Source organism: Brachyspira aalborgi (genome assembly GCF_008016455.1).
Taxonomy (GTDB): Bacteria; Spirochaetota; Brachyspiria; order Brachyspirales; family Brachyspiraceae; genus Brachyspira; species Brachyspira aalborgi.
In genome coordinates this window covers 1362515-1382326 of sequence record NZ_SAXU01000001.1, presented here as the reverse complement: position 1 = coordinate 1382326, position 19812 = coordinate 1362515, and the positions used below count along the sequence as shown (strand labels likewise).

Genomic DNA, 19812 nt, shown 5'->3' with positions numbered 1-19812 from the left:
CACTCCTTAATTTAAAATTTTCTTTAGTTTATCTATTAATAATTTTTTTCTTAACTCATAAAAATTATCAAAGTTTTCTAATGATAAATCAATATCTGGTATTAAATGCCGTTTCAAAAATTCTTTTCTATCACTTTCATTTTTACAATTTTCTTTTACCCATTGTTCTAATGGCTTATGTTGTTTAGCTTTATTTTCATTTGCATCAAGCATTTGTAAATTTGGTATAGTATCATATACTTCAAAATCCCAATAATCATAATTTGGGTCTTTTAATTTCTTTGCCTTACCTATTTTTTCATACTTTTCATATAAAATTTCAGCATGTAAATGGTCTTTATGAAAATTATTATTTTTATAATCTAAATCTGGATACAAAAATGAAAGGATTGCAAAAGCTTCAGAACTATTTTTACGATACCACATTTTATCCTCTAAAAATTCTTCATTAATGCTTTGGCTATATTTTCCTTCTTTTTCAATTTTTTTAAGTGGGAATATATCAATATTTTCGTCAAAATATTTTTTATTATCTTGTTTAAAATTTTTTATAAAAGCTTTTCGCATATTTGTTAGCACTGCATCTACACTAGCTTTAAAAGCTCTTAAAAGCAATGCCCTTAAAAGCCATTTTTTTATTAACTCTCTATTTTCTTTTTGAGATACAGAATCAACAATATGTTCTGTTAGATTTTTGTGGTAAATGAAATATAATATTGGTAAGATAGCATTGTGTGACGATAAAGTTTTAGTGTCTAAACCAAAATTCTTTAATAATCTAAAAGTTTCAATAAAACAATTTTTAATACTATCCCACCTTTGTTCAATATACTCTATAAAATTTTTATCAAAACTATTAATTTGAAATTTTATATTACTATGAAAAAGATATAAAAAACCTTTAAGTATTAAGTCTTTACTAATAGTAAAAGAAAATTGTTGACCAATAAAATCTATTAAATTATTGATTTCTGTCCTTGCATCAAGTTTTTTCCAATTAGCAATAGCAATACTAAATAAAACATCAGAAAAATCTAATTTAGCTCCCGTAGAATTCGTGCGTATAAAAATATGGACGGCTTTATCTGGATTTTGTTCCTCCTCTAAATAAAAATTAATAAAATGCCTATCAAATATTTTTTGATGTAGCAAATCGAGTCTTTCTTCTTCTCTCTCTTCTAAATCATATTCTTTAGATATACTTCTTACTCTACTTGATGCGTATTTATAAAAATCTCCTATTTTGAACCATTTTTGATTGTATTTATCTATGTATATAGTCTTTTCATCTGTTATATTTTTATCAAGCCATTTAAACTGATATTCTATATCTGCATCTTCTGGTAATGGTTGATTTTGTGTAAGGTTGAAGTAAAAATGACAAATTTCAAAATATTTATCGTTATCTTCCATTCTACTTCTTTGTTTACGAATCTCATACCGACTATGTAAAGCTAAATACAATGAAGTAAGTCGTTGCTGTCCATCTAAAATTGCATAAAAATCTTTATGCCCTTTTGTATCAAATAAATCATTTCGTCTATGATACCGTTCCCTAAAATAGTCTAAAAAACTATAAAATTTCCAAGCTGTTTTGCTCTCATCTTTAACTTTCCAAAAAAGCATTGAATTTATTGGATAGTCTTTCATTAAAGAATCAAAAAGCAACTCAATTTTTTCTGCTCCTTTTTTGGCATTTTCTTCGCCCCAAGCATATCCTCTTTGAAATGCTGGAAGCAAGTATTCGTTATTTTTTATGCGTTTCATTGCCTCGTCAATAGTTATTGGTGATTGAAATCCTGACATTTTTACTCCTTAAAACTTTATAATTCTATTTTTATATTTTACTTTAATTTTTTATATTTTCAATTTTTTACTTCATACTTTCGCTTAATTTCAAAAATGCAGCAAGCTCGGGATTTTCTTCTCCCTTGCAGGATTCTATCATATTAAGCATATTCTTATAATCTCTCGGCATAATCTTAAAAAAGTTTTTCGCTTTGAATTTCGCTAAAATTTCTATCGCTCTTTTTGAACCCGTAAAATCTATATGTTCTTTTATCAATGCCTTAAGTTCGTTTTCATCTTCTTTGCTTAATTCCAAAATATCGACAAGTTCCAAATTTACATTTATCTCGTTATGCCTTCCGTAAATATAAGCGACTCCTCCGCTCATTCCCGCTGCAAAATTCATGCCTATATCTCCCAAAACTGCAACCAATCCTCCCGTCATATATTCGCAGCCATGAACTCCCGTTCCCAAAACAACGGCTTTAGCTCCAGAATTACGAACGCAAAATCTCTCTCCCGCTATTCCGTCTAAATAAACCTCTCCGCTTGTAGCTCCGTATAAACATGCATTTCCCGAAATAATATTTTCTTCGGCTTTGAATTTCGCGGTTGTTGGAATTTTAGCTATTATTTTTCCGCCGCTTAAACCTTTTCCCAAATAATCGTTTGTGTCGCCTATAATTTCAAGTTTTATTCCTTTGCATAAAAAAGCGCCGAAACTGTTTCCAGCGTTTCCCGTTGCCGTAATTTGAATGCAATCTTCTTTAAGGGCATTTTTTCCGTAATCTCTCGTAATCTCGCTTGAAAGCATAGTTGCAAAAGCCCTGCTTTGATTATTAACTTCAAGACTTAATTTAATATTTTTTCCTTTTTTAAGAGCGTTTTGACAAAGAGGAATCAATATTCTATAATCCATAGTTTTTTCAAGTTTATTGTCTTTAAAATCTTTAAAATGTTCCGCCGTCTTATTATAAGTCGGAAGCGATTTTAATATCCTATCCAAATTTACTTTTGCGGCTTTTCCTTTAATATCTCTTTTTTGATAAAGTTTATCCGTTCTTCCAATCATATCGTCCAATTTTTCAAAACCAAGTTTAGCCATATATTCTCTTAATTCTTCGGCTACAAAAAGCATAAAATTTTCAACTCTTTCAGGCGAACCTTTAAATCTATCTCTTAAAGTAGTATCTTGAGTCGCTATTCCAAAAGGACAAGTATTAAGATGACAAACTCTCATCATCGTGCAACCTATTGCCATAAGAGGAGCGGTTGCAAATCCGAATTCTTCAGCTCCTAAAAGCGCCGCTATTGCCAAATCTCTTCCCGTCATAAGTTTTCCATCCGTTTCTATTCTCACTCTATCTCTTAAATTATTTAAAATTAAAGTTTGATGAGTTTCTGCAAGTCCCAATTCCCAAGGCATTCCCGCATTTGGTATTGAAGTTCTCGGACTCGCTCCCGTTCCGCCGTCATAACCCGATATTAATATACAATTTGCTCCAGCTTTAGCGACTCCCGCCGCAATAGTTCCTACTCCAACCTCGCTTACAAGTTTTACAGATATTCTCGCTTTATTATTAGCATTTTTTAAATCGTAAATTAATTGAGCCAAATCTTCAATCGAATAAATATCATGATGCGGCGGCGGCGATATAAGAGTAACTCCTGGCGTAGAATTTCTTGCCTTTGCAATCCAAGGATAAACTTTAAAACCCATAAGTTGTCCGCCTTCTCCAGGTTTAGCTCCTTGTGCTACTTTAATTTGAATTTCTTTAGCGTTTACCAAATAATTAATATCGACTCCAAATCTTCCCGATGCAACCTGTTTTATAGCCGAACATTTATTATCTCCGTTTTCGTCTATTTTAAATCTCTCTTCGTCTTCTCCGCCTTCGCCCGAATTTGATTTTGCGCCGAGTCTATTCATTGCTATTGCTATACATTCATGAGCTTCTTTAGATATTGAGCCATAACTCATAGCTCCCGTTTTGAATCTTTTTATTATATTTTCTACAGATTCTACTCTTTCAATATTTATAGCTTCGCTTGTGTCAAACTCCATTAAATCTCTTAATTTTATTATTTTACTGTCGACTAAAGAAGAATATTTTTTAAATAATTTATAATCTTTAAGTTTGCAAGCTTCCTGCAAATGAAATATTACAAGAGGGTCGATTATATGCTCTTCTCTTCCGCTTCTATATCCATGAATTCCTTTAGGCTCAAGAGCGCTTATTTGTTTTGAAAAAGTTTTTTTATGCAAATTAATAAGCTCTTCGTTAATATCTTCAATGTATATTCCTTCGATTCTAGTTATTGTGTCTGAAAAATATTTATCTACAAGTTTTTTACTCAAACCTAAACATTCAAAAATTTGTGCTCCGTTATAACTTTGCAAAGTGGAAATTCCCATTTTTGAAGCGATTTTTACTATTCCGCCTATGCTTGCTTTTATGAAATTCTGTTCTGCCTTTTTATAGTCAAGTTTTATAGCGTCTTTTCTTATTAAATCGTTAATGCTTTCGTAAACAAGATAAGGACAAATTGCAGTAGCTCCATAGCCAAGCAAACATGCAAAATGATGAATCTCTCTCGCCTCTCCCGTATTTATAACTATACTCGCATGCGTTCTTAAGTTTTTTCTAATCAAATGATTATGCAATCCTGCAACGGCGATAAAAGAAGGAATATAACATTTTTTTTCGTTTACTCCAATATCGCTTAAAATTATTATCGAAGCGCCTTTTTCAATTTCGTTTTCAACATTTTTAAAAAGCTCTTCTAAAGCCTCTTCTAAAGTTTTTTTATCGTCCTCAAAAAGAATAGAAAATTCCTTAACTTTAAAATTTTTAAGATTTCTGATTTTATATAATTCTTCATTAGATATAATCGGATAATGAAGTTCTACTCTTTTACAATTATTGGCATTTGGTTTTAATAAATTTCCTTCGCTTCCCAAATAAACTCTTGTAGAAGTTATTATCTCTTCTCTTATTGCATCGAGAGGCGGATTTGTAACTTGAGCAAAAAGTTGTTTGAAATAATTAAATAAAGGCTGATAACTTTCGCTTAAAACCGCTAAAGGCGTATCGACTCCCATAGCCGCTAAAATTTCCTTTCCGTTTGAAGCCATAGCCTCAACGCTTAATTTTAATTCGTCATAATTCCAAGCAAAAACTCTTTGAAGGCATAAAATTTCTTTTTCGTCTAAAAAATTATGTTTATAACCTTTGCTTGAAACTTCTTCCAAGTGAACCATATTTTTAAGCCATTTATCGTAAGGTTTAGCGTTGGCATAATGAAGTTTAATCTCTTCGTCTGAAATTAATTTTCCTTTTTTAGTGTCGACAAGCAAAAGTTTTCCAGGCTCCAATCTCTTTTTTGCTTTAATTCTACTTTCGTCTATTTTTAAAGCTCCCGTTTCGGAAGATAAAATTAAAAAATCATCGTTGGTAATATAATATCTTGAAGGACGAAAACCGTTTCTATCAAGACTCGCTCCCATAACTTCGCCGTCAGTAAATATTATAGCGGCGGGTCCGTCCCAAGGCTCCATTAAAGTTGAGTTATATTCGTAAAACGCTCTTTTTTTAGGATGCATATTTTTATTTCTATGCCAAGGTTCGGGTATCATCATCATAAAAGCCTCTTCAAGACTTCTGCCATTTAAAGCTAAAAATTCCAAAGTATTGTCAAACATTGCCGAATCGCTGCTTTCGTTTGCTATTACGGGAAAAATTTCTTTTAAGTCTTCAAAATAATCGCTCTTAAAAAGTCCTTCTCTTGCTATTATAGAATCAACATTTCCTCTAATCGTATTTATCTCTCCGTTATGAATCATATAGCGATTTGGATGAGCGCGTTCCCAACTTGGAAAAGTATTCGTTGAAAATCTTGAATGAACTAAAGCTATAGCCGACTTCATATTTATATCTTTAAAATCAATATAGAAATCGCTTAATTGAGTCGAAATTAACATTCCTTTATAAACTATAGTTCGAGAAGAAAAAGAACAAATATAAAACTTGCTGACATTTGAAGCTTTTTTTTCAATTATTCTTCTAGCCGAATAAATAATTCTTTCAAAATCTAATCCCGCTTTAATATTTTTAGGCTTTTTTACGAAAGCCTGCAAAAAATATGGCATAGCTTTAAGCGCGGTTTTTCCTATATCGCTTGAGTTTACGGGAACTTCTCTAAAGCCTAAAAATTCTAATCCTTTTTCTTTTAATCCTTCTAAAAATATTTTTTTTCCTTTTTCTTTAGCTTCAGAATTAGGAGATAAAAATATAAAAGCTACGGCATAATCTCCTTTTTTAGGAAGTTCAAAATCAAGCTCTTGAGTAGAAAAAAAATCATGAGGAATTTGTATAAGTATTCCCGCTCCATCGCCCGTATTTTCTTCGCTTCCCGTTCCGCCTCTATGTTCAAGTTGCATTAAAATTTCCAAAGCATCGCAAATTATTTTATGGCTTGCAATTCCTTTAATATTCGCAATCGCTCCAATTCCGCAAGCGTCATGTTCAAAACGAGGTTCATAAAGTCCTTTAGAAAATTCTTTATATTTATTAGAATTTGGAATTAATTTCATTTTATTCTCCTTAAAAAATCTTAAAAAACTATAATTTAAATAATACTATTAATAATAATTTGCTATATATTTTATCATTAAGTTTTTATAAATTCAATAATCTAATAATAAATATTTTTATTTGACAAATATTAATTAATTTACTAAAATAGTAGTATATCAATAAATAATATATTATTTAAGGAGATATTTATGTCTTATATAGTAGGATTTGGAGAGATTATGTTAAGACTTTCGTCAATCGATAACGAGAGACTTTATGAAAGATTTAAAACCATAGGAAATAAAGAAAAAGCTAAATTACTAATAATGCCTTTGGAATTGATTGACGATAACGGAGATAAATTAAAAGAGATAATTTTAAAATATATTGAACTTTGGAAATTAGATTCTGAATTTATAGATTGGATTAACAATTTTGTATGCATAGCAAATACTCTGGTTGATAGAATAGTTACGGGATATCCTAAAGACGAGATTAATAAATTTGAAGAAAAACTTGGATACGAAGATAAATTCATGACTGTAGCGGAGCCTTTTTATTTATTTGTTATAGAAGCGAAAACCGAATTTAAAAAATTTTTTCCTATAGAAAACGATAATATTATATGGACAAACGATGTAAAACCTTACAAGAAAATGAAAGTGAGAATATTAAACGGAATTCATACTTCGGTATCGTTGCCCGCTTATCTATGCGGATTTGATATTGTTTTAGATTTTATGAAAGATAATATATTTAGAGAATATGTAAAAAGATTATTGCAAGATGAAATATTATTAACTCTTGAATATAATAAAGACGCCATTAATTTTGCTAATAATGTAATTGAAAGATTTGAAAATCCTTATTTAAAACATTATTTACTTGATATATCTTTAAACTCATGTTCAAAATTTGCAGCAAGATGTTTGCCTACAATATTGGATTATATTAAAATAAAAAACGAATACCCAAAATTATTGTCTTTTTCTTTAGCGTCTTTTATAAGATTTTACAAAGGTGAATTTGTAAACGGAGATTTTATCGGAGAGCGAGAAAGCAAAGAAAAATATAAAATAAGAGATACTAAAGAAAATATTAATTTTTTCTCTTTATTAAACTTTGAATGGAATAGCGGGAATATAGAATCCTTGACTCATAAAATTTTATCAAAAAAAGAATTATGGAACAGTTTTAACCTTACAGAAATTAAATATCTCGAAGAAAATGTATTTAAAAATATTTGCAAAATTGAAAAATATAAAAAAAGTATTATCTGAAATTCTTAATTAACGGGACTAATATATGAAAGATATTTCTTTAATAACAATAAACGAAAAAGATAATGTTGCGGTTGCATTGCATGAAATAAAATCGGGAGAAACGCATAACGGCATTATAATTTTAAATGATATTCCTTTTGGGCATAAAGTAGCTTTAAAAAATATTTCAAAAGGAGAAAATATTATTAAATATGGTTTTCCTATAGGTTATGCTAAAAATGATATAAAAGAAGGCGAACATGTCCATACTCATAATTTGCATACAAATCTTAACGATATAATAGAATATCAATATAATCCGATTAATACAAAAAATAATATTAAAACTGACGACAATATATTTTTTGACGGATATAAAAGAGTCGATGGAAAAGTAGGAACAAGAAACGAAGTTTGGATTATACCAACCGTTGGATGCGTAAATAATACCGTAAAGACGCTTGAAAATATGGCTTCAAAAAAATTTGGAGACAGATGCGATGGAATATTCGCTTATACTCATAATATGGGATGCAGTCAAACTGGAGATGACCAAATTATTACCCAAAAATTATTATCGGGAATAATAAAAAATCCTAATGCTGGAGGAGTTTTAATAGTAAGTCTTGGATGCGAAAATAATAATTTGGATGTATTTAAACCTTTTCTTAAAGGAATAGACGAAAATAAAATAAGATTTTTAATAACTCAAGATGTTGAAGACGAATATGAAGAAGGCATGAAATATTTAGACGAGCTTACAAAATACGCTTCTTCTTTTAATAGAGAAAAAATCCCTATAAAATATTTGACTATAGGATTTAAATGCGGCGGAAGTGACGCTTTTTCTGGTATAACGGCAAATGTAGTATGTGGTAAATTAAATAATATTTTTATAAATAATGGTGGTAGTTCAATATTAACGGAAACTCCAGAAATGTTTGGAGCGGAAACAATACTTATGTCGAGAGCGGCAAATAAAAAAATATTTAACGAATTGGTTAGTCTTATTAACGATTATAAAAATTATTTTAAAAAATATGGAGCGACAATATACGAAAATCCGTCTCCTGGAATAAAAAAGGTGGAATATCTACGCTTGAAGAAAAATCTTTAGGTTGCGTTCAAAAAGGCGGAACTTCTACTATAGAAGATATTTTAGATTATGGAGAATATATTTCTAAAAACGGACTTAATATTTTAAAAGGCTCTGGAAACGACCAAGTTTCATGCACAAATTTAACTGCAAGCGGCACAAATATTATATTATTTACTACGGGAAGAGGAACTCCTTTCGGCTCTATAGTTCCGACATTGAAAATATCTTCAAACTCAAATATATACAAAAAGAAAAATAACTGGATAGATTTTAACGCTGGAAGAATATTGGAAAATATGCCCGTTAACGATATAGTAAACGAATTATTTGAGCTTGTAATAAATGTCGCTTCTGGTAAAATACAAACAAAAAATGAAAAAAACGGATATAGAGAAATATCAATTTTTAGAGATGGAATAATATTATAAAATAATTAATATAATGTCTAAAAAGGAGTTAAATTTATGTTCAAAAAATATATATCCACAAAAATAATTCCCGTTGCCGTAGTTGAAACGGAAGAAGAAATAAGAAATATAGCCGATTTGTCAAGCGAATATTTGCCTGCAATCGAGCTTACAATGAGAACGGAATATTCTTATAAGGCTCTTGAAATTCTTTCTAAATATTATCCTGATTTGCCAAGAGCGGCGGCTACGGTAATATCTAAAGAACAAGTAGATAAAATATTAGACTTGGGAACGAATATTATAATAAGTCCTGGATTTCAACCTAATATGCTGGAATACGCTAAAAATAAAAGTTACGATTATATACCTGGAGTCGCCACGCCTTCTGAAATAGAGCAATGCCTTTCTTACGGACATAAATATTTGAAGTTTTTTCACGCAGGAGTTTTCGGAGGAATAGAATGGCTTAAAGGAGTCGGAGCGGTTTACTCTCATACGGGAGTTAAATTTATGCCTTTAGGCGGAGTAAGTATAAATAATGTTTTAGAATATTTAAAACAGCCAAATGTATTTGCATGCGGAGGTTCATGGTTATGTTCGAGAGATATTTTGAAAGAAAAAAATTGGACTGAAATGAAAAATAGATTCAAAAAAGCGAGCGAATTAATAAAATAAATTAAATAATTTTTTTAAGATTTTCAATTAATTTATCGACATTATCTAAAATATTTTTGTTTAATTTGCTATTAATTATATTTTCAATATCGTTGTCAAAATTTTTAGGAAGCGACTTGCATAATTTATGAGCGTATTTAATTAACTTCTTTTCGCCTGGATGAAGTTCTTTATTTAATGCAAATAAAATATCGAAGTATGATGACAATATCGCCGTAATTCTATGATTAACGCTTATAATATCTTTTCTTTTAATCGCTTTTTCTAATTGCTCAAAAAATTATTATTTTTTATTTAAAATAATTGATAGGAAAATATTCATATAAAAATAACGGAAAACTGTTTAAAATTGCTATTTTATTTTTAGAAACATATTTTGATAACTGATTTTTAAAAATTTCTTGTTGGTTTATAGATATTTTTTTACTTGGTAATTCATTTAAGTCCGAACAAATATGATTTGCTTTTTTAATATTTAAATCTATTATATGTTTCCAATTTGATTGTTGATTTTTATCTTTACTTGTAATAAAGTCCAAGTTTTTATAATGCGAAAAATTATGAGCCTTTCTTTATAAACTCTTTTCCAATAAATAAATTTATAGTATAAGTATAGTAATTTTCATCTGGCAATTCTTTTTTAAAATATCTAATTGATTCAACCATAGGGTAATTTATATATAGTTTGCCATTTCCCGTTTCATCGTCAAATAATTCTAACATTTCTTTTATTTTTTCATTTTGAGTTTCCAAACTGTCTTTATTATATTTATCAGGCTTTTTTATATCATAGTCGAAGAAGAGATATATTTCCGAAAATTCATCACGATTGCATTTTTCTAATTTTTTTTCAAGTTTTGAATGTTTTTTCTTCTTTTTTTTAAAATATTCTCTTTCTTTTTCTTTTAATAATCCTACCAAATCTAAATCGTCATCTTTATTTAACTCATTAAAAAGAGATTGTATATTACTACAATACGAAATAAAAATATATTTATCATCTTTGAAATATAACTCTTTTATTATTTGCATTATATATGGTTCTATTTTTTTACCCTAAAAAATAAAGAGAATCTTCTCATTTTTATAAACCAAATGTTCCACCCCGATACAGTTTTTCAAGATTATGTCCTTGTCTAAGTTCTTTTTCTGTTGCATTGTTTACATTTACAATTTCTTTTTTAGAGCATATATAATAGCAGTCTGGACGCAAAATATCGTTTGTTAGCAAAGCGGTATTATGCGTAGTAAGTAAAACTTGGCAGTTGCATTTTTTTAATTTTTCTATAATAAAACGAGAAAGCTCAAAATGATAAAAAGCGTCAAATTCGTCAATACATATAAAAGACGGACTTTTATCATTATTCTTATTAATAAGTAAATCTTGCAACCAAAAATATACAAGCAGAAGCGAACTCATACCAGATGATTTTACTCTTCCAAATGGTAAAGTTTTATCTCCATATTTTACTAAAAGTTGTGTTTTTTCATTGATTATCTGATAGTCAAATTCATCCTCTATACCAGCTTCCTTAAAAAAAGAGTTAAAATCTTCAAAATGTACAAGTTTTATAATTTCATTAATAAGAATTTGTCTATCTGTGACATATTCTACAAAAGGCCTATATTAAAGCGACCAAAAAAGTAACATCCTATACACAAAACTAATGAATTCTTTAAAAATTTTGTTCTCTTCCGTATTTTTAAGAACGCTATTCCTATTAACCCACTTAACGGCTGAAATTTTAGATTCTTTCAAATCCTTTTGCAAATTTTCTGTTCCTTTCAAATAAACCTCAAAAGCAGTGTTCAAATCATCTTTATAATAATTAATTACAATTTTATCGTCTATTGATAATGATTCTGACAAGAATGTCTCGAAATCTGACTTTTCATATATATATATTTAACTTCTTTATCTCTAAATTTAAAATTATATTCAAATGTAACTGGCTGTTCCATATTAAATGCATTTTTATAATTTTCATCATGCGATATGCCCATAAATTTATCTGTCAAATTTGAAACTATATCAAATATTGCATACGCAATTGATGATTTACCGCCAGCGTTTTTACCATACATTATTGCTGTTTTTACAAGCCCATTTTTTATTGCTTCCGTATTAAAATCGTATTTACCAACTTCTGAAAAATCAAGCGTAACTTTTTCGCTAAAAGCTCTGAAATTACCCACCGTAATTGATTTAAGCATTATTAAAAATCTCAAAATATATTAGTTATATTATCGGCTATTATGATAAAAAAAGTCAAGCTGTTCCGTAAAAAAATTACGGCAATATCTATAAAATATCTTTTATTAAGTAAGTAAGAATGTAATAAAACACTAATCATAAAATAGCGCATATAACTCAAAGATTTTTAAAAAAATATATTTTAAGATGCCTAAACTATAAAGTTAAAGAATATTGTCAAATATATACCATCATGCATTAATAAACATGCATTTTTAACTTGGGGCGATATACCTCGATTAAAAGCTCCATACTATTATGAAATGCGAAACAGAATTCAATCTGACGAAAAAGAATGGCTTAATCCTTATATTAAAGAGATATTTTATCATAAGTTATAAAGAGGCTAATTGATTATTATTAAGATTTATTTTTGCTTGATATTCTTCATGAAATAGGTTATAATAAAAAAAATAGAAAAACTATATGGAGATTAATAAATGATAAATAAAAAATATTGTCAACATGGAAATACCGACTTAAAACAAATGATTATACATTGGTTTCCAACGGATTTTTGCAACTATAATTGTTCTTACTGCATATCCCATGCGCCTCATATTCAAAAAAGTATTGAATTTACTAAACTACCTTTATTAATTGACACTGTTGATAAAATTTTTGAAATAAGAAAAGATAAATATGTATTTATGTTTTCGGGGGGGGGGGGAGCCTACCATTCATCCTAATTTTACTCAATTAGTCGAATACATATTAAAAAATAAAGATGCATATATCTATTTATATTCTAATGGGCATAAAAATAAGGATTTCTTTTCAAAATTATTTTCTAAAAATAACTTTTATTTAAATTTTTCTATACATTTAGAATATGCAAATATAAACCATATAAAAGAGATAATACAATGTTCTAATAATTATAACAAATATACTATGTTTTCTCTAATGTTGAATCCATCTTTAAAAGATAGATGTTTAGAATTTTATGAACATTTACTTAATTTAAGAAAACAATACTATTTTGGATTAGATTTAGCACTTATTTACGATGATGAAGGTTTAGGTTTAGATAAGAGATATACGGATGAAGATATAAATTGGTTTTACAAAGCTAATAAGCATTTTGAAGAGATAGAAAAATACAATAGTTATAAAGGATATATTCCAGATTATTTGCAAGATTATAATACAAGATATGTTTTTGATGATAATGAAAGCGTATATATTCCTCATAGGATTGCGGTAGAAAAAGATATGAAAAATTTTGAAAATTTTTATTGCGTCCAGGGAGTAAATACTATTTCAATTAATGCTCAAGGATATTATCGAGGAACTGAATGTTCTATATCTCCAATTATAGGTAATATTTATAAAGAAAACTTAGATTATTTTAAATTAATACAGTATATTAAATGCTCTTTGATTAGATGCGATTGTCGAGTTAATAATTATGCCCCAAAATATCTTGATAGTTTAAAAGCTAAAAAATGTATTTCTAATTATATAGAAAAAATACTTCCTGCTTCTTATTTATATAATAAAATATGTAGTTTAAATAAAAATATGGATAAAATAATTGATTCTTTGGCATGGTGGATACCCGTTAAAAAGTTGAGAGATAATTTTAGAAGCAAATTCTTATAAATATTATTTGTTTAATATTTTATCAATAAAATAGTTTTTATATTCATCGTTCGAGACTTGAGAGTATACAATTTTATTTCTAAAGTTATCTCTTAACTTTCTAATCGGTATCCACCAAGATATTTTTTTAAGTATACCATATTTATTCAAATTTATTTTTATTATTCTAATTCCGAATATTACGATTTCAAAATAATTATTATAATTTACATTTCCAACTTCAGTAGTAATACCTATATAAAAGAGCGTATTTTTAGACAATGTATTTTCTTTCATGTAATTATAATAAATTTTAACAATATTATCGGCTATTTGCTCATTGCTCATTTCAATTGTATTATAAACTCCTTTTGCTAAAGCTTCTTTATAAATTTGACTCCATACGAATATATAATCCAATATTTGATAATTATTATATAGAAATGATTTTTTATTATATCTAAAATTATAGTCGTCAAAAAATTTAAATAAATATTCATTGCCACAAACTATATAAGGTCCTGCCCATCCACCGATAGGTAACGATAGGTTGTTCGAGGTAACACATATTATATTATTATTATTCATATTAAAGTAGGATTCATATGGCTCTTCATTACATCTTAAAAGGCATATAATATTTGCTCCTTCTTTAGCAAATATACTATGAACTATGTTTGTTCCATTTAAGCCTGCATAATATTTACAACCTTTAACTATAGCTATCTTTTCTTTTACGGATAATTTTTCAGGATAAAATATTTTATAACCGTTATTTATAAAAACATCTTGTAATGGCTTTTCATGTAAAGTTCTTTTATAATGAATATGTTTCCTTGAAAAATATACTTTTTCAAAGTTATACGGTTCGATTTTATCTTTTATTCTATCTATTATTTCTTTAAATTTAATATTAAAATAGCAATAAATTGCTATTGAATTTTGTGGAATAATAACATTTCTATATTTTGTAGGTTCTGTTATTGTTATTATATTTTCTTCTACAATTCCAAATAATAATAATAAATCTATACAATCTTTTGATGGAGGAGACAGTAAAGCTACTTTATATTTTGATGCATCCTTATCCAATAAATACCATAACCTGCTCAAAGATTCTAATATGGTATGTCCGTAGTCTCTTTGAGAAAAACCGATACCTAAAAACATTATTTCTTCATCTACATATTTTACATTTTTTAAGTTCGTATCTGGATTAGCGCCGTAGTAATTATTTGGAGACGGTTTACTAGTATAATCAACTGTAAAACTTATATGATTCCTTAAAGAATAGTCATGTATTTTTCCTTTTTCATCTACGACCCCCCCTACTCCTTTTGTACTAAACGGGTTTTCAATAGGAATTATAATGCCATTTTCAAGATAAGCTACATCTAAATCATCGCTTTTAATCGAATTGGAAAAAAATTGAATACCGTCCATAATGTATTTTTTTGTATCTTCAGAAGCGTATATTGATATATCCATTTTAAACTCTAAATTATAATTTTCTATACATTATATTTATATAAATAATAAATGTCAAGACTGCATAATATAATAAATTAAAAATCATTAGGAAAAATTACAAAAAAATAAATACAAAATTTATTAAGCGTTAGCAGAATTATTTTATCTCCGTTTGTGATACTTCTTTAACTTTATATTTCTATTAATATTTAAATAAATATTATTAAAAATTAGAATTTAAGTTATTTTCAAATTTTTGTAAATAATGTATAATATAAATCAAATAACCGAAAATATAAGTAATAATTTTTGGTAAAATTAGAAATAAGGTTTTTATATGAGTTTTAAAAATAAGATTCTTTTTTTAGTAATAATAGTAGTAATTTTGGCTTTATTGCCCGCCGTTTTTATGAATACAAAATCTAATAAAAAAATATTTTATGAAACGGCAATGGCAAAGTCTGAAAATTATTTTAACGATATAATATATAATTTTAATTCAATATTTAATTCCGCTGGAGTCGGAGCGGTAGCTTTATCGGATATAGCGAGTATGTCTTACGGTTTATATTCTGCGGGAATTATTAATAATGTTCATGGAAATTTAAGAAGCGCGATTTATAACTTTCACAAATCGCAAACATATTTGCATTATGTAACGGCAAACGGAATATATTTTGAACCAAATATTACAAACATTAATTTAAGAGGATTGCATTCTTTGTATCTATACGATTTAAATGACGGAAGACAATCTACTGAAGCTATGGGCGAAAGATTAAACGAAAATAATTATATAAATCAAGAATTTTATAGAATCGCTCTTCCTGAAAACTGGAATAGAGAAAGAAAGAGACCAAGAAATGTATATTATTCGAGTCCGTATTCAAAAGAAATATATGGAACTCAAAAAATTATTTCCGTGTCTTCGCCTATATATTCGAGTATTAACGGAGATGCTATAGGAGTGGCGGTTTCCGATATTTCGCTTGATATAGCTTATCAAATGATAGAGGAAATTATTAAAAAAGATAATAGATTTAATCCTATAATTTTTGATAATAGAAACGGAAAAATAATTTATCATAAAAATTCGGATTATATATTAAGAGACTTATCTGAAATCCCAATAGCAAAATATATTTCGGATAATATAGGTTTTTATACAAATTCAAGAATGATAGAAAATTATAAAGTTGAAAAAAATAATTATACTTTATTTACAAAACAACTTGATAGCGAGAATTATAATTTTCTTATGTTTGTTCCGCAAAATTATTTTTCAGATTCGTTTAATAATATTAATAAAATATTAATCGCAATTTTTATAATATCGATTCTTATAATAATTATTATTCTTAATATAGCGATTCCAATATCTTTAAAACCTTTAAAAAAAATATCTTCCGAACTTGAAGAGGGAGTTTTTAATCATAATATATTTATAAATACGACTAAAATAACTTCTAAAGACGCTTTTGGAGATATAAGTAATTGGATAAATATATATCAGCATATGGTTCAATATATTTTTTCAAGCGGCGCTAAAACAATAAAGCTTTCAAAAGAACAGAATAATTCTCTTAACGATAAAGTTAATGATATATCAAAAATTTCTTCCTCTATGATTGAAACATCTAAATTAATAGTAGATAACGCGCAAAAGCAGGAAAACGAAATTAAAGAAATTGAAAATAGCAGTTTGGAAATAAATAAAATTATATCCGATAGTTTGACGGATTTAAATTTAGTAGGAAATACGGCAAAAACTCTTCAAAATAAAATTGATAATCAATTAGAAAATTTTAGTAAAATTTATTCGACTTCTTCAAATATGCAATTAGATATAGATAAAGTTTCTTCGTCAATATCTAAAGTTAAAGATGAAACGGAACAAGTAATTACTTTAGCTAAAAGCAGCAAAGATAGAATATTAAAAACGGAGAATGCCGTAAAAAATCTTGTCTCTTCAATGCGCGGAATTACCGATTTTGTCAACTCTACTATCGACACATCTCAACAAACGAATATGCTCGCTATGAACGCTGCTATAGAAGCCGCTCATGCGGGAGAGCAAGGAAAAGGATTTAGTATTATTTCGGAAGAGATAAGAAAATTAGCGGTTATAACAAATACTCAATCTGAAAATGCAGGAAATATTATTAGAGGTATGGAAAAACAATTTGATTTAATAACATCAAGCATAGAAGAAAGAATTTCCGCCATAGACGATATATTTTCTAAAACTCAAAGTTTTGAAGAAAATATGAATAAATTAAAAGAAATTACCGATGAAAAATCTTCTTCAAGCAAAGAAATAATATCTTCTATAACAATTTTATACGATGCGATTAAAGATATAAGAGAACAATATACATTATTCCATAATAAATTATACGCGGATTTAACCGATTTATCAAAATTATCCGAATTATCGATTAATAACGGAGACGCCATTAGAAGAGTATCGGAGGATTCTAACGATATAGTCTTAAAAACAAAAGGCATGGACGAAAATATATCGAATATGTTTAATTTAGTAAAAGATATTGAAGAGATTTCTAAAGTCGGAGATAATTTGGAGGAAACCTCGACTTATTACGATTCTATAGATTTTGACGAAACTTTAAAAAACAAAATAAATATTGGAGAAAATGCATTCGCCACATTTAAATTTATAAAAAATATGTATAGTTATATGATAAATATCGTAGGAAAAGATAATTTCAATAATTTACTTGAAAAAATATCCGAAGAATCTAAATTAATATACATTGATATTAAAAAAGCGAAATATATTAAAAGATTTGGACTCTCTTCCGCGTTTACAATTCCAATAAATGTTATTAACGAAGATTTTTATAAAGGTTCAAAAAATGCGATTACGGATAAGGCGAAATATGATTTTAATCAATTAAGCTCATTTAAGAAATTTTCAATAAGATTTTTGAGCGGAAAATCTTTAGCGAAAGTAATTATTAATTTTAATAAAAAAATATTTAAAAACATTAATATTGAAATAGTTAAAATAGAAAAAAGAAAAGTTATTTATCATTTGCATTATTTTTCTAATTATGATTTGACAATAGAAAATTATTATTATGAAATGATTGGAAATATATTCAGACAAAAATATCCTAACAGTTCGGAAGTTGCAATTACGGAATCTATAAGCAAAGGATATATTTACACGGAATATATTGTTACTTGGTAAAGTTAAAAATTAATTATTTTCAAAATAGACTCAAATCAAATAACAATTTCTATTATAAAAACTATTAAGCAATTTTTAATTATACCGAAAATATTTTATAAGAAATATTAAAATTTTTGGAGGAATACGCCTTATGATGCGTTCATTATTTGCCGGCGTGTCTGGTTTACAAAATCATCAAACTAGAATGGATGTGGTTGGAAATAATATAGCCAATGTTAATACTTACGGATTTAAAAGAGGAAGAGTGACTTTTAAGGACATGATAAGCCAATCTATAAGCGGAGCCGCTAAACCGCAAGAAGATAGAGGCGGTATCAATCCTCAACAAGTTGGATTAGGTATGATGGTTGCCACTATAGACACGATTCACACTCAAGGAGCTTTGCAAGTGACGGGAGTCAATACCGATTTAGCGATTCAAGGAGAAGGATTCTTTATTGAAAAGAGAGGAAATAATTCTTTTTATACGAGAAACGGCGCTTTTTCTTTAGATAAAAACGGTTATTTGGTTAATCCGTCAAACGGTTATAAAGTGCAAGGTTGGAATTCTCAAATGAATGAAACGGGAGAGATGATAATTAATACGGCGGCTGGAATTGAAGATTTAATTATTCCTGTCGGCTCAAAGGACCCAGCAAGGGCTACGGAAAATACAAGATTTTTCTGTAATTTGCAAAAAAATTCAGATTATCATCAATCGGATATTACGGTTTACGATTCTACAGGAATACCAAGACAATTAAGAGCGACTTTTAATAGAACAGATATAAATAGATGGGATATGGTTATAGAAATTCCAGATGCGACTGAAGGAAGTATAAGCGTATCCGCTGGCGACCCTGTTCAAGGCGGAGGAAATAATACTTTTCAATTAGTATTTAACGATGCAGGCTCTTTAATATCCGTAAGCGATGGCGGACAAACTCAAGAAGAAGGAGTTTTAATGCCAAATGTTTCTTTTACTTATCAAGGAACTGAAGGCGAAGTTGAACAAACTATTTACTTGACTCTTGGCGAGGTTGGTTTATTTAACGGAATTACTCAATTTGAATCTCCTTCAACTACAAAAGCGATTGAGCAAGACGGTTATACGATGGGAATGCTTGAAGGATTTAGCATTGACGATAGCGGACAAATAACGGGAGTATTTACAAACGGAAATAGAAAGACATTAGGACAAGTCGCTTTAGCAAAATTTAATAATGCGGGCGGATTGGAAAAAGCGGGAGACACTTTATTTGTGGAAAGCAATAACTCGGGAGCTGCTAATATAGGACCTGCGGCTGTTGAAGGCAGAGGCTCTATTAAAGCGGGAACTTTAGAAATGTCGAATGTAGATTTGAGCGAACAGTTTACAGATATGATAGTAACTCAAAGAGGCTTTCAATCAAATGCAAGAACTATAACTACCGCGGACCAAATGCTTCAAGAAGTTATAGCGCTTAAAAGATAAATAATAGTAAATAGACATATTTA

The 19812-nt window shown here is 28.2% G+C and carries 13 protein-coding genes and 1 pseudogene; 7 read left to right on the top strand and 7 right to left on the bottom strand.

The genetic code is table 11. From position 1 onward, the window contains the following. Positions 1-6: 6 nt before the first annotated feature. The gene (locus tag EPJ79_RS06185) at positions 7-1806 is read right to left on the bottom strand and encodes a DUF262 domain-containing protein (RefSeq protein ID WP_147738831.1); all 1800 of its coding nucleotides are present in this window, start codon (positions 1804-1806) and stop codon (positions 7-9) included. A 67-nt stretch (positions 1807-1873) separates the two neighbouring features. Continuing rightward, positions 1874-6382 carry a glutamate synthase large subunit gene (gltB, locus tag EPJ79_RS06180; protein ID WP_147738830.1) on the bottom strand — a complete coding sequence of 1503 codons (4509 nt, stop codon included), beginning with the start codon at positions 6380-6382 and terminating at the stop codon, positions 1874-1876. 192 nt (positions 6383-6574) lie between these two features. Between gltB and EPJ79_RS06175 the strand changes: the two genes are divergently transcribed. The 3 genes and pseudogenes from EPJ79_RS06175 to eda all read left to right on the top strand — a co-directional run bounded on the left by EPJ79_RS06175 (position 6575) and on the right by eda (position 9811). Continuing rightward, complete coding sequence (locus tag EPJ79_RS06175; RefSeq protein ID WP_147738829.1) at positions 6575-7645, top strand: mannitol dehydrogenase family protein; 1071 nt, start codon at positions 6575-6577, stop codon at positions 7643-7645. Positions 7646-7670: 25 nt separating this feature from the next. Continuing rightward, positions 7671-9154, top strand: a pseudogene (locus EPJ79_RS06170) (UxaA family hydrolase). Between the two features lie 36 nt (positions 9155-9190). After that, a complete protein-coding gene (gene eda, locus EPJ79_RS06165) occupies positions 9191-9811 on the top strand; it encodes a bifunctional 4-hydroxy-2-oxoglutarate aldolase/2-dehydro-3-deoxy-phosphogluconate aldolase (RefSeq protein ID WP_147738828.1) in 621 nt (206 codons plus the stop codon). Position 9812: 1 nt separating this feature from the next. Here the strand turns inward: eda and EPJ79_RS06160 are convergent, their stop codons facing one another. From EPJ79_RS06160 to EPJ79_RS11725, 4 genes are all read right to left on the bottom strand, one after another. Continuing rightward, positions 9813-10019 (bottom strand): hypothetical protein, encoded by a 207-nt coding sequence (locus tag EPJ79_RS06160; protein WP_244289077.1) that lies wholly within the window; start codon positions 10017-10019, stop codon positions 9813-9815. 350 nt (positions 10020-10369) lie between these two features. Continuing rightward, positions 10370-10843, bottom strand: a complete 474-nt coding sequence (locus EPJ79_RS11735; protein WP_208745257.1) for a hypothetical protein — start codon at positions 10841-10843, stop codon at positions 10370-10372. Positions 10844-10895: 52 nt separating this feature from the next. Then, positions 10896-11384 (bottom strand): AAA family ATPase, encoded by a 489-nt coding sequence (locus tag EPJ79_RS11730; protein WP_338134185.1) that lies wholly within the window; start codon positions 11382-11384, stop codon positions 10896-10898. Positions 11385-11659: 275 nt separating this feature from the next. Beyond that, positions 11660-12025, bottom strand: a complete 366-nt coding sequence (locus EPJ79_RS11725) for an AAA family ATPase (protein ID WP_208745256.1) — start codon at positions 12023-12025, stop codon at positions 11660-11662. A gap of 480 nt (positions 12026-12505) precedes the next feature. Here EPJ79_RS11725 and EPJ79_RS06145 point away from each other — a divergent pair, with 480 nt between their 5' ends. Both EPJ79_RS06145 and EPJ79_RS06140 read left to right on the top strand, forming a co-directional pair. Continuing rightward, complete coding sequence (locus EPJ79_RS06145) at positions 12506-12754, top strand: radical SAM family protein (RefSeq protein WP_147738826.1); 249 nt, start codon at positions 12506-12508, stop codon at positions 12752-12754. Further along, the gene (locus EPJ79_RS06140) at positions 12708-13670 is read left to right on the top strand and encodes a hypothetical protein (RefSeq protein ID WP_147738825.1); all 963 of its coding nucleotides are present in this window, start codon (positions 12708-12710) and stop codon (positions 13668-13670) included. Before EPJ79_RS06145 ends, EPJ79_RS06140 begins: the two co-directional genes overlap by 47 nt. Positions 13671-13673: 3 nt before the next feature. Here the strand turns inward: EPJ79_RS06140 and EPJ79_RS06135 are convergent, their stop codons facing one another. Then, positions 13674-15137: a glycosyltransferase 61 family protein gene (locus EPJ79_RS06135; protein ID WP_147738824.1), complete on the bottom strand. Its 1464-nt coding sequence runs from the start codon at positions 15135-15137 to the stop codon at positions 13674-13676. Between the two features lie 319 nt (positions 15138-15456). On the opposite strand from EPJ79_RS06135, the gene EPJ79_RS06130 reads away from it, so the two are divergent. Both EPJ79_RS06130 and flgE read left to right on the top strand, forming a co-directional pair. Continuing rightward, the gene (locus EPJ79_RS06130; RefSeq protein WP_147738823.1) at positions 15457-18333 is read left to right on the top strand and encodes a methyl-accepting chemotaxis protein; all 2877 of its coding nucleotides are present in this window, start codon (positions 15457-15459) and stop codon (positions 18331-18333) included. A gap of 133 nt (positions 18334-18466) precedes the next feature. After that, complete coding sequence (gene flgE, locus EPJ79_RS06125) at positions 18467-19789, top strand: flagellar hook protein FlgE (protein WP_147547820.1); 1323 nt, start codon at positions 18467-18469, stop codon at positions 19787-19789. Positions 19790-19812 lie beyond the last annotated feature (23 nt).